Raw genomic sequence first — 12,275 nt, forward strand, 5'->3', positions numbered from 1 at the left:
GTGTAAATGTAGTAATTTAAAATTTGAAAGTAATACTGTTATTTCTGAAAAATTAATTTACCTTTGTACCGGAACTGCTCCCAATAAACAGGCCTATGAAGCTATGGTTTCCTTACTCCCAGATGGCAAACAAAACCACACGTTTTTCTGTGGTAAAAGCAGAAGGAGTTTACCTGTACCTGAGCGAACATAAAAAAGTGATTGATGGCGTTTCCTCCTGGTGGGCAGCCATTCACGGGTATAACCATCCCGCCCTCAACCAGGCCCTGCAGGAGCAGGCAGCAAACTTTTCCCACGTCATGCTGGGGGGGCTGGAGCATCAACCGGCGCAGGAATTAGCCACAAAGCTCGTAGAGATAACACCATCAGGTTTAAATCATGTCTTTTTTTCGGATAGCGGTTCGGTAGGAGTGGAGGTGGCCCTGAAAATGGCCATTCAGTTCTGGCGCAACCAGGGCAACCTGGCTAAAACCAACTTCCTCTCCCTGCGCCACGCCTACCACGGCGATACCTTTAAGGCTATGGAAGTAGGCGACGATTCCGATTTCCAGCAGGCATTCGGGCATGTGCTGCAGAAAGGATATTTCCTGGAGACCCCCGCCGGCGGATTTCATGCCGCAGCCGCTGCCTTACAACCCGACATCGACAAGCTGGAGAACCTGCTCCAAACGAATCATCATACCATCGCAGCCTTTATTCTTGAACCCTTGGTGCAATGCGCCGGCGGCTTCAGAATGTACTCCCCGCTGTACCTGCAGGCGGCAAAAGAGTTGTGCACGAAATACAATGTCCTGCTTATTTTTGATGAGGTAGCTACCGGTTTCGGGAGAACCGGGAAACGTTTTGCTGCCGACCATGCCGGGGTTACACCTGATATCATGATCCTGGGCAAAGCCCTGACAGCTGGCTACCTGGGCCATGCCGCCACCCTGACCACCACCAGGGTATTCGAAGGCTTCCTGGGCGCGGACTACGACAAAGCGTTTATGCATGGCCCCACTTTCATGGGCAACGCACTGGCCTGTGCCGTAGCGCTCAAAAGTATCGAACTGTTTGAGCAGGAAGATTACCCCGAAAAAGTAAGCCGCATAGAAGCTACCCTGCAGGAGCACCTGGGCACCATCCGGCACGGGAGCATCCGGGAAGTACGTGTACTCGGCGCTATCGGGGTGGTGGAAGTAACGGACGCAAAGTACCTGGAAGGCTTCACGGACTATGCCGTACAGCACGGGGCATGGCTGCGTCCTTTTGGTAACTATGTCTACCTCATGCCGCCTTATATCATCCAGGAAGAGGAACTGAAGCAGCTGATACTGGTAATAAGTAATTGGTTTACAAAATTTAACTGACCCCATATGAATGCCGACGAAATTAAAGAAACTTTACAGTTAATAGCTGGCGCCAACCTCCACCGCGTCAACATCAACCTGAAAGGTTTTAAAATGAAAGTGGAAGGAGCATTGGCAGCTGAAAGCCAACCTGAAAAACTTACTGCACCTGCCACCACAGCCTCAGATGCCGTAGTGGGGCAGCCGGAACAGGTTAAGGCCGAAGCGCCGCAGCAGGACCTTGCGGTAGTGAAGTCCACGATGGTGGGTACTTTTTATGCCGCTGCCTCGCCGGGTAAACCGGCTTTTATTCAACCTGGAAAACAGATTGCGGTCGGCGATACCGTAGGTACTATCAAAGCCCTGCAGCTTTTCCATGACGTTACCTCCGATTTAGCAGGAACCGTGGAAGAGATCCTGGTGAAAGAAGGTGAGTCTGTCGAGTTTGATCAACCCCTGTTTACGATAACAAAACATGTTTAAAAAGATTCTGATAGCCAACAGAGGCGAAATCGCGCTGCGGGTAATCCGCACCTGCAACGAGATGGGGATAAAAACGGTAGCTGTTTACTCAACTGCCGATAAAGACAGCCTGCATGTGCGGTTTGCCGACGAAGCCGTGTGCATAGGCGGTCCGCAGAGCAAAGACTCCTACCTGCAGATACATAGTATCATGGCCGCTGCCGAAATAACCAATGCAGATGCCATTCATCCCGGGTATGGCTTTTTATCGGAAAATGCCCGCTTTTCGGCCGCCTGCCGGGACCACAACATCAAATTTATCGGCGCAACGCCCGAGCAGATTAACGCCATGGGAGACAAGGCCAATGCCAAGGCTACCATGATAAAAGCCGGTGTGCCCACTGTGCCGGGCTCCGAAGGATTACTCCAGTCGCTTGACGATGCCAGGAAAACCGCGAAGCGTATCGGGTATCCGGTTATGCTGAAGGCAACTGCCGGTGGTGGTGGAAAGGGCATGCAGATTGTATGGGAAGAGGAGAAACTGGAAGCAACGCTGCGTAAAACCATGCAGGAAGCCCAGGCCGCCTTCGGGAACGACGGAATGTACATGGAAAAATACATCGAAGAGCCCCGCCATATCGAAATCCAGGTAATGGGCGACCAGTACGGGAATGTTGTCCACCTGTCGGAGCGTGATTGTTCTGTTCAGCGAAGGCATCAGAAGCTGGTGGAGGAATCGCCTTCGCCGTTTATGACGCCTGAACTGCGGGAGAAGATGGGCGAGGCTGCCGTAAAAGCTGCCAAAGCCGTGAACTATGAAGGTGCGGGTACCGTTGAGTTCCTGGTGGACAAGAACCGCGATTTCTATTTCATGGAAATGAATACCCGTATACAGGTGGAGCACCCAGTAACAGAGCAGGTGGTGAACTACGATTTAATAGCGGAACAAATAAAAGTAGCAGCAGGAGTACCTATTTCCGGCAAAAATTATTATCCCGAGTTGCATGCCATCGAATGCCGCATCAATGCCGAGGACCCTGAGCAGGGCTTCCGGCCTTCGCCCGGTAAAATTACAGCGCTGCACCGCCCGGGTGGCTACGGTGTTCGGGTAGATTCACATATCTATTCCGGCTATACCATACCGCCGTACTACGATTCAATGATTGCCAAACTCATTACCACCGGCCGTACACGGGAAGAAGCCATTACCCGCATGCACCGGGCCCTGAAGGAGTTTTTTGTGCAGGGAATTAAAACCACCATTCCTTTTCACCTGCAGCTGATGCAGAACGAAGAATTCCGGAAAGGAAATTATACAACTAAATTCATGGAGACTTTCCGGATGACAACATCCGAAAAGGAGCCTGTGCTTACACCAGAAACCATCGCTTAACAAATAAAAACCACCTAAATGCCAAAAGATAATTCTATAAAATCTGTATTAATTATTGGAAGCGGCCCTATCATTATCGGGCAGGCCGCCGAATTCGATTATTCCGGCTCACAGGCAGCCCGTTCGTTAAAAGAAGAAGGAATAGAAGTTTCCCTGATCAACTCAAACCCGGCTACTATCATGACCGATAAGGTAACGGCTGATCATATTTACCTCCTTCCCCTCGAACCGGCTTCGATAATTCAGATTTTACAGGAACAGAAAATTGATGCCGTACTACCGTCTATGGGCGGGCAAACCGCTTTGAACCTGGCTATCCAGTGCGAAGAGCAGGGGATATGGGAGGAGTATGGCGTCCGGATGATTGGCGTTGATACCAAAGCCATTGCCATTACCGAAGACCGCGAGCTGTTCCGCCAGAAAATGGAAGAGATAGGAGTGCCGATGGCTCCTGCCAGAACAGCCACTTCTTTCCTGGCAGGTACCGAAATTGCACAGGAGCTCGGGCTCCCGCTCGTAATCCGTCCTTCGTTTACCTTAGGCGGAACAGGTGGCTCTGTTATCTACAAGCAGGAAGACTTTGAGCATGCCCTGCAGCGCGGCCTGGAAGCATCGCCTATACACGAGGTGATGATTGATAAAGCGGTGATAGGCTGGAAAGAGTACGAACTGGAACTGCTCCGGGATCATAACGACAACGTGGTGATTATCTGCTCGATCGAAAACTTCGACCCGATGGGCATCCATACCGGCGATTCCATTACGGTAGCACCAGCCATGACACTCTCTGATACCACTTTCCAGAAGATGCGCGACATGGCTATCCGGATGATTCGCTCTATCGGGAATTTTGCAGGCGGTTGTAATGTGCAGTTTTCGGTAAGCAACGACGAGAAAGAAGACATCATCGCCATCGAGATAAACCCACGCGTGTCACGTTCTTCGGCACTGGCCAGTAAAGCCACCGGTTATCCTATTGCCAAAATCGCCTCTAAACTGGCCATTGGCTATACGCTGGACGAGCTGACAAACCCGGTTACCGGCAACACCTCCGCTATGTTTGAGCCTTCGCTCGATTATGTGATTGTGAAAATACCCCGCTGGAACTTCGATAAATTTAAAGGCGCCCACAAACGCCTGGGCTTCCAGATGAAATCTGTCGGGGAAGTGATGGCCATCGGGCGTTCTTTCCAGGAGGCGCTGCAAAAGGCGTGTCAGTCGCTGGAGATTGGCAGAAACGGCCTGGGTGCTGACGGCCGGGAGCAGCAGGACCAGAATGTAATTCTCGAAAGCCTGAAGAACCCGAGCTGGGACAGGGTGTTCCACATCTACGATGCTTTTAAGCTGGGGATGTCGTTCAACACCATCCACAAAGCCACGCTGATCGACCCCTGGTTCCTGCGCCAGATACAGGATTTGGTGACGCTCGAAAGCGAAATAGCACAATACACCCTCGAAACCATTCCGAGAGACCTGCTCGTGGATGCCAAGCGCAAAGGCTATGCCGACCGGCAGCTTGCGCACATCCTGCAGTGCCTGGAGAGTGAAGTATATAACAAGCGGATTGCGTTAGACATCAGGAGAGTATTTAAGCAGGTAGATACCTGTGCCGCAGAATTCGAGGCACAAACGCCTTATTATTATTCCACTTTCGACGACGAAAATGAATCGGTTGTTTCGGAGAAGGAAAAGGTGATTATTCTGGGTTCAGGACCTAACCGCATCGGGCAGGGGATTGAATTTGACTACTCCTGCGTGCACGGTGTGCTGGCTGCAAAAGAGTGCGGGTACGAAGCCATCATGATAAACTGCAATCCCGAAACCGTGTCGACCGATTTTACGACGGCCGATAAACTCTACTTTGAGCCGGTGTTCTGGGAGCACATTTACGATATTATCCTGCATGAAAACCCGGTGGGCGTCATTGTGCAGTTAGGCGGACAAACGGCCCTTAAGCTGGCAGAAAAGCTGGATAAGTACGGCATCAGAATTCTGGGTACTTCTTATGAGGCACTGGACCTGGCAGAAGACCGGGGCCGTTTCTCGAAGTTGCTAAGCGAACTGGAGATTCCATATCCAAAATTCAGTTCTGTAAGCACTGCGGAAAAAGCGGTAGAGATGAGCAAGGAGCTGGGTTTCCCGCTGCTGGTAAGACCTTCGTACGTGTTAGGAGGGCAGAGCATGAAAATCGTAATCAACGAGGAAGAACTGGAAAACCATGTGTTAAACATCCTGCACCAGATGCCCAACAACAAAATTCTGATTGACCATTTCCTGTCAGGCGCCATCGAAGCAGAATCAGACGCTATCTGCGACGGGGAGGATGTGTACATCATCGGGATTATGGAGCACATAGAGCCTGCCGGTATTCACTCCGGGGACTCCAATGCCGTGCTGCCTCCTTTTAACCTCGGAGACCTGATTATTACCCAGATTGAGGAAATTACCAAAAAGGTTGCCCTGGCCCTGAATACCGTCGGGTTGATAAACATCCAGTTTGCCATCAAAAATGACGTGGTGTATGTGATAGAGGCAAACCCGCGTGCATCCCGTACTGTGCCTTTCATCGCGAAAGCTTACCAGGAGCCTTATGTAAATTATGCTACCAAGGTGATGCTAGGGCACAAGAAGGTGAAGGATTTTGATTTCAACCCGGTGCGCAACGGATACGCGATAAAAGAACCTGTCTTCTCGTTCAACAAATTCCCGGAAGTAAGTAAGGAACTGGGCCCTGAAATGAAGTCGACGGGGGAAGCGATTCACTTCATCAAGAACCTGAAAGACCCGTACTTCCACAAGGTGTACAGCGAACGAAACCTCTATTTGAGCCGCTAAGTGGTACAGGGCTTTTCTGAATAAGAAAAGCCCTGGCCTCGGCTTAAGACCATGTTTTAAAAGGCAGCGCAGCTCGCGTATCAGCAACAAAAGAATTAACAGCATCATGAATAAAGCAATAGTAATGTTGGAAGACGGTCCTGTCTTCTATGGTAAATCAGAAGGAGCGGCAATGACGCGCGTTGGGGAGATATGCTTTAATACAGGCATGACCGGGTACCAGGAAGTGTTCACGGACCCGTCGTATTACCAGCAGATTGTGGTAGCTACCAACACGCACATCGGCAACTACGGCATCAGCAAAGACGAATCGCAGTCGGGTTCGGTTAAAATTGCTGGTTTCATCTGCAAAAATTTTAACGAGATACACTCCCGCGAACGGGAATCGGAATCGCTTAAAACCTATTTCGACCGGGAAGGCATCCTGGCTGTATCAGGGATAGATACCCGGAAACTGGTACGCCACATCCGGGAGCAGGGCGCGATGAATGCCGTTATTACCTCAGAAGACAAAACCCTGGAGGAGCTGCAGGCAATCCTGAAAGCAGCGCCTGCCATGAAGGGGATGGAACTGGCTTCCAAAGTATCGACGCGGGAAATGTACGAACTGGGCGACAAAAACAGCGAGGTCCGGGTGGCTGTGCTGGACCTGGGGGTAAAGAAAAGCATCCTGAACCACCTGCTGAATAAAGGAGCACTGGTAGGGGTATTCCCGCACGACACAAGCCTGGAAAAAATAACAGAATGGAAACCGGATGGCCTGCTTGTATCCAACGGACCCGGCGACCCGGAACCGCTTGTAGAGCAGGCTGAGATGATTAAGGCGGTGATAGACCAAAACGTGCCTGCTTTCGGCATCTGCCTGGGCCACCAGGTGATATCCCTGTCGCAGGGGCTGGAGACATTTAAAATGTTTAACGGCCACCGGGGCATTAACCACCCGGTTAAAAACCTGATAACCGGGAAGTGTGAAGTTACAAGCCAGAACCACGGTTTTGCAGTTACAAAAGAGTCTGCCGAAAGGAACAAGGAGGTAGAGGTAACGCATGTTCACCTGAACGATAACACGGTGGCAGGCATCCGGCTTAAAAACAAACCGGTGTTTTCGGTGCAATACCACCCGGAAGCATCACCAGGGCCAAACGACTCGGTTTACCTGTTCGAGCAGTTCTTCGACCTTATCAGCAAATCAAAAGAACAGGCGGCTGCTACTGAAAAAGGAGAATAGGAATCCCGCAGGCAGGGCCGTTTTATTATAAAAAAATAATGACCCTGGCGCGAGCGTCCTCGCTCGTGACGTTTATTCTGCGGCCTCTGGCCGCCGGGAACCACACTACAGGCTATTTACTGCGGCCAGAGGCCGCGGAATAGTAAACACGAGCGAGGACGCTCGCGCTAGAATCGTAGAATGAAACGGCCCTGCCTGCGGGATGACAGTCTAAAGGATGGAGTGCTATAATTTTATCCTGACACTTATCCAAAAACAGCCGCTTTATCCTTGTGATGAAGCGGCTGTTTTTTTATGGAGGTGCAGCGATAAATTCGTATCTTTGCAGCTTTAAATTTTTGACTATGATATCTGTTGACGGCGTAACGGTCGAATTTAATGGCGCGGCCCTTTTTAGCAATATTTCCTTTAACATTAACGAGAACGACCGCATTGCCCTTATGGGGAAAAACGGTGCCGGCAAATCGACGCTACTCAAGATAATTGCAGGCGTCAGCAAGCCCACCCGCGGTAAAGTGTCGGCTCCCAAAGAGGCCGTAATTGCCTACCTGCCGCAGCACCTGCTCACCGACGACGACTGCACCGTGTTCGAAGAAGCTTCCAAAGCCTTTGGCAAGGTGCTCGACATGAAAAAGCAGATGGACGAGCTGAACGCGCAGCTGGAAACGCGCACCGATTACGAGTCGGAAGAATATTACGCCATCATCGAACAGGTATCGGAACTGAGCGAGAAATACTATTCAATCGAAGAAATTAACTACGATGCGGAGGTGGAAAAAACGCTGAAGGGCCTCGGCTTCTCCCGCGAAGACTTTACCCGCCCCACAAACGAGTTCAGCGGGGGCTGGCGCATGCGCATCGAACTGGCCAAAATCCTGCTGCAGCAGCCCGACCTCATCCTGCTCGATGAGCCCACCAACCACCTCGACATCGAATCAATTCAGTGGCTCGAGGAGTTTTTGGTGAACAATGCCAAAGCCGTAATCGTGATTTCCCACGACCGTGCCTTTGTCGACAACATCACCAACCGCACCATCGAGGTAACGATGGGGCGCATTTACGACTACAAAGTAAACTACAGCCAGTACCTGCAGCTGCGCAAAGAGCGCCGCGAGCAGCAACAGAAACAGTACGACGACCAGCAAAAGGAAATTGCCGAGATCCAAGGCTTTATCGATCGCTTTAAAGGCACCTACTCCAAAACCCTGCAGGTACAGTCGCGGGTAAAGATGTTGGAGAAAATGGAGCTGGTGGAGGTAGACGAGGTAGATACATCGGCCCTGAACCTGAAGTTCCCGCCGGCCCCGCGTTCAGGTAACTACCCGGTTATTGTGGATGGACTCACCAAGCGCTACGGCGACCATGTGGTGTTTAAAGATGCGTCGCTTACGATTGAGCGCGGCCAGAAAGTAGCCTTTGTGGGCAAGAACGGCGAAGGTAAATCGACGCTGGTGAAAGCGATTATGGGCGAGATTGATTACGAAGGAAAACTGCAGTTAGGGCATAACTGCCTCATCGGTTACTTCGCCCAAAACCAGGCCTCCTTGCTCGACGAAGACCTGACGGTTTTCCAGACCATCGACGAAATAGCGGTAGGCGATATGCGCACGCGCATCAAAGATTTGCTGGGCGCTTTCATGTTCAGCGGCGATACAATCGACAAGAAAGTGAAGGTGCTGTCGGGTGGCGAGAAAACGCGCTTGGCCATGATAAAACTGCTCCTGCAGCCTGTGAATCTTCTCATCCTGGACGAACCTACGAACCACCTCGACCTGAAAACCAAAGACATCCTGAAAGATGCCCTTAAGGCTTTCGACGGTACCCTGATCCTCGTATCGCACGACCGCGACTTCCTGGATGGCCTGGCTGAGAAAGTGTTCGAGTTTGGCAACAAACGTATCCGGGAGCACTTCGAAGACATCAACGGCTTTTTGCGCAACAAGAAAATGGAGAATCTGCGCGAAATCGAACGAACAACGGCAAAATAGGAGAGGAGTGGCTGCTGCCCCTGGTTACATAAAAAAATCCCGCCCCGAAGTTTCCGGAGCGGGATTTTTTATTTATAGTAGTTACACCTGCTTTACTTCTTCCCGGTGATTTCCAGCAGCTCCACATCAAAAATAAGCGTGGCGCCACCCGGAATGTCGCGTCCTGCTCCCTGTTCGCCATAGGCCAGCTCCGATGGGATGTACAGACGCCATTTGCTCCCGACAGGCATGAGTTGCAGGGCCTCTGTCCAGCCAGGTATTACACCGGAAACCCCAAGCGTAACCGGCTCGCCCCGCTCGTAAGACGAATCAAATTCTTCGCCGTTTAAAAGTTTGCCGGCGTAGTGTACCACCACCTGGTCGTTCGGACCGGGCTTGGGGCCGTTGCCTTCCTTGAGCACTTCGTACTGCAGGCCGCTGGCTGTTTCGGTTACACCGGCTTTTTTCTTATTCTGCTCCAGGAACTGCTTTGCTTTTTCTTTTTCTGCTACAGCTTTCTTTTGCATGCTTGTCTGCACAAATCGCTCCATAATGCCTTGTGCCGTACTGATATCAAATAGAGTGGGATCGCCCTTCAGCGTTTGCGCAATCGCTTTATTCAGCATGTCGTAGTTGAGGTTTTCCGCTCCCATGGACTTCAGGAACTGGCCCGCCGAGAGGCCCATGGCATAGCTTAAGCTGTCGGTCAGGTTCTGGGGTGCGGTTTGGGTAGTGGCCGCGCCTTTTTTTGATTTCTTGCCTGATTTTTTTGTTTGTGCCTGTGCGGTTAAAGAAGCCAGCACCAGCAAAGGTAAGATTAGTTTTTTAAGCATTACTTTTTAGATTGGTCGTGTAATTTCTGTAAATGTAACAGAAAATTAAGAGTAAGTTTGAATTTCGCTGGCGCATGCAGAAATTGTTCGGAATGGCCTGAACTCCCGGTTAGTTCCGGAGGCCTCCCGAAACGTTTTTTGAGCGGCAAAGCAGTGGCGTTTTGCTTATTAAAGTCAACGGATTCATTAGGCCTTTCTCACAAATTCAGATTTAAGTGCCATTGAGCCAAAGCCATCAATTTTGCAGTCAATATTATGATCTCCCTCTGTCAATCGTATATTTTTTACTTTAGTCCCAGCCTTCACAGGTTTTGGAGCACCTTTTACGGGTAAATCTTTGATTACAACAACAGCATCTCCATCCCTAAGTAAATTTCCGTTAGCATCTATTACTTTTAGTCCTGCATCTTCTGATATTTCATCCGGATTCCACTCATTTCCACACTCAGGGCAGGCATAGATTTCTTCACCCATTGCGTAACCATAAGGTGAATTACAGGTTGGGCATTGTTTCATTTCTTCAGACATGGTTATATTCTATTTTTTATGATCGTTTTGCTTGCTATCAATGGTTTTGGTGCAGCCGAAGCAATGCAAGAGTTACGGCTGCACCGGGTAAAATGCGGTTTTGTTTCTTTCCAGCATTATAATTTGATTGAAAGCACTAAATGTCCGTCTAAACCTAGCTCAACGATTTTTTTTAAGGTCGATAAACGCACTTCTTTAATATTATTCTCAATTTTGGAGATATAAGATTTAGAGGTTCCAACTTTTGCAGCTAACTCTTCCTGTGTTAAACCTTTTTCTAATCTGGCTTCGTGAATCAAAGCGCCAATTTTAAAGTTTTCGTATCCTTCTTCCAATTCATCACGCTTTTTGGTTCCTACTTTACCGTAGTGCTTTTCTTTGAACTGGTCGAGTGTCATGATGTTATTATTTCCCGCTTTCATATTCTCCTTTGATTTTTAATGCTCTTTCTATTTCCTTTTTCGGCGTCTTCTGGGTTTTCTTTTGAAAGCCATTAGCTAAAACCACTAATTTCCCTTCATCAAAAAAACAGAAAATCCGAAAGATATCACTTCCATGCTGTACCCGAATCTCAAAGAGTCCGTTAGTATTTTCTAAATGCTTGAGATAGGTTTCAGGTACCCTTTCAAGTTCTTCAATTAAGTCAAGGGTCCAGATAATCTTATCTCTCACCTTATCCCTTTGCTTTAGAAAGAATTCTTGAAAGTACTCTTTATAGAAAATTATTCTCCGATGTTTTCCTTTATTATTCACGAAGTAAAGATATACAAAGTTGCCCTAAAGTGAAACATTGTTAAAATGGCAATTTATATTTTGAAATCGCGTATAACGGTTTTGGTGCAGCCGAAGCAATGCAAGAGTTACGGCTGCACCGGGTGTGCGCCCAGTATGGGCACCTGGTACTGAAGGTACCAAATTATGCCAGAGGGTGCAAGTCCCTTGCAGGCGAGTTGGTGAAGCCTGTTAGCTCCGAAATTATCGGGATTTTCAACAAGCCGCAAGCTGGTTCGGGTGTTGTGAATGATAAAAGTAGCAGGCGCAGCGGGAATGGTGGCAGGTACAGCAAAAGAAGCAAGTATACAGGGCAAACTCAAAGACATCGACAGTTGGATACGCAACAGATTGAGGCACTGCATCTGGCATGACTGGAAACGACCGGAACGGAAAAGGAAGAACCTGATTCGGCTGGGCGTTCCGAAAGGTCAGGCCTACGCCTGGAGCAGGACCAGGAAAGGAGGCTGGGCTGTAGCTCAAAGTCCGATGCTGATAACGACGGTGACGGGGAAACGGCTTGTCCGAAGGGGGTATGAATCATTGCTCGATTACTACAAGAAAGTAGCTCCACAGCTTAACGAACCGCTGTATACGAGACCCGTAGGGAGTGTAAACGAAACTGTGTCACTCATTTTTTTAATGGCTTTTTTGATGTTACGGCTTTAGCCTAACATCAAAAAAGTCAAACCCTCAGGTGGGTCCTGAGTCTTTCCTCAAACATGATAAAAAGCTGAGAGAAAGTCAAGGCCCAGTTAGGCAGTGGCAGGGAGTGTAAACGAAACTGTGTCACTCATTTTTTTAATGGCTTTTTTGATGTTACGGCTTTAGCCTAACATCAAAAAAGTCAAACCCTCAGGTGGGTCCTGAGTCTTTCCTCAAACATGATAAAAAGCTGAGAGAAAGTCAAGGCCCAGTTAGGCAGTGGCA

The 12,275-nt window shown here is 49.4% G+C and carries 11 protein-coding genes; 7 read left to right on the top strand and 4 right to left on the bottom strand.

Going from position 1 to position 12,275, the window contains the following annotated elements; genetic code table 11:
• The first annotated feature begins 95 nt into the window (after positions 1 to 95).
• From bioA to DCW36_RS07740, 6 genes are all read left to right on the top strand, one after another.
• On the top strand, positions 96 to 1,349 hold the full coding sequence (gene bioA, locus DCW36_RS07715; protein ID WP_114783315.1) for an adenosylmethionine--8-amino-7-oxononanoate transaminase: 1,254 nt from the start codon (positions 96 to 98) through the stop codon (positions 1,347 to 1,349).
• Positions 1,350 to 1,355: 6 nt separating this feature from the next.
• On the top strand, positions 1,356 to 1,811 hold the full coding sequence (locus DCW36_RS07720; RefSeq protein WP_114783316.1) for an acetyl-CoA carboxylase biotin carboxyl carrier protein: 456 nt from the start codon (positions 1,356 to 1,358) through the stop codon (positions 1,809 to 1,811).
• Complete coding sequence (gene accC / locus DCW36_RS07725; RefSeq protein WP_114783317.1) at positions 1,804 to 3,183, top strand: acetyl-CoA carboxylase biotin carboxylase subunit; 1,380 nt, start codon at positions 1,804 to 1,806, stop codon at positions 3,181 to 3,183. Before DCW36_RS07720 ends, accC begins: the two co-directional genes overlap by 8 nt.
• Positions 3,184 to 3,201: 18 nt before the next feature.
• Positions 3,202 to 6,018: a carbamoyl-phosphate synthase large subunit gene (gene carB / locus DCW36_RS07730; RefSeq protein WP_114783318.1), complete on the top strand. Its 2,817-nt coding sequence runs from the start codon at positions 3,202 to 3,204 to the stop codon at positions 6,016 to 6,018.
• Positions 6,019 to 6,124: 106 nt separating this feature from the next.
• On the top strand, positions 6,125 to 7,246 hold the full coding sequence (gene carA / locus DCW36_RS07735) for a glutamine-hydrolyzing carbamoyl-phosphate synthase small subunit (RefSeq protein ID WP_114783319.1): 1,122 nt from the start codon (positions 6,125 to 6,127) through the stop codon (positions 7,244 to 7,246).
• A gap of 344 nt (positions 7,247 to 7,590) precedes the next feature.
• On the top strand, positions 7,591 to 9,234 hold the full coding sequence (locus DCW36_RS07740; protein WP_114783320.1) for an ABC-F family ATP-binding cassette domain-containing protein: 1,644 nt from the start codon (positions 7,591 to 7,593) through the stop codon (positions 9,232 to 9,234).
• Positions 9,235 to 9,326: 92 nt separating this feature from the next.
• Here the strand turns inward: DCW36_RS07740 and DCW36_RS22945 are convergent, their stop codons facing one another.
• From DCW36_RS22945 to DCW36_RS07760, 4 genes are all read right to left on the bottom strand, one after another.
• Positions 9,327 to 10,046: an FKBP-type peptidyl-prolyl cis-trans isomerase gene (locus DCW36_RS22945; protein WP_114783321.1), complete on the bottom strand. Its 720-nt coding sequence runs from the start codon at positions 10,044 to 10,046 to the stop codon at positions 9,327 to 9,329.
• A gap of 186 nt (positions 10,047 to 10,232) precedes the next feature.
• A complete protein-coding gene (locus DCW36_RS07750) occupies positions 10,233 to 10,574 on the bottom strand; it encodes a zinc ribbon domain-containing protein YjdM (protein ID WP_114783322.1) in 342 nt (113 codons plus the stop codon).
• Between the two features lie 116 nt (positions 10,575 to 10,690).
• The gene (locus tag DCW36_RS07755; protein WP_317127240.1) at positions 10,691 to 10,972 is read right to left on the bottom strand and encodes a helix-turn-helix domain-containing protein; all 282 of its coding nucleotides are present in this window, start codon (positions 10,970 to 10,972) and stop codon (positions 10,691 to 10,693) included.
• A gap of 7 nt (positions 10,973 to 10,979) precedes the next feature.
• Positions 10,980 to 11,246 (bottom strand): type II toxin-antitoxin system RelE/ParE family toxin, encoded by a 267-nt coding sequence (locus DCW36_RS07760; protein WP_394344795.1) that lies wholly within the window; start codon positions 11,244 to 11,246, stop codon positions 10,980 to 10,982.
• A 348-nt stretch (positions 11,247 to 11,594) separates the two neighbouring features.
• Here DCW36_RS07760 and DCW36_RS07765 point away from each other — a divergent pair, with 348 nt between their 5' ends.
• Positions 11,595 to 12,014 (top strand): group II intron maturase-specific domain-containing protein, encoded by a 420-nt coding sequence (locus tag DCW36_RS07765; protein ID WP_240676091.1) that lies wholly within the window; start codon positions 11,595 to 11,597, stop codon positions 12,012 to 12,014.
• Positions 12,015 to 12,275 lie beyond the last annotated feature (261 nt).

The sequence above is a fragment of the Botryobacter ruber genome (genome assembly GCF_003347595.2).
Lineage (GTDB): Bacteria > Bacteroidota > Bacteroidia > Cytophagales > Hymenobacteraceae > Pontibacter > Pontibacter ruber_A.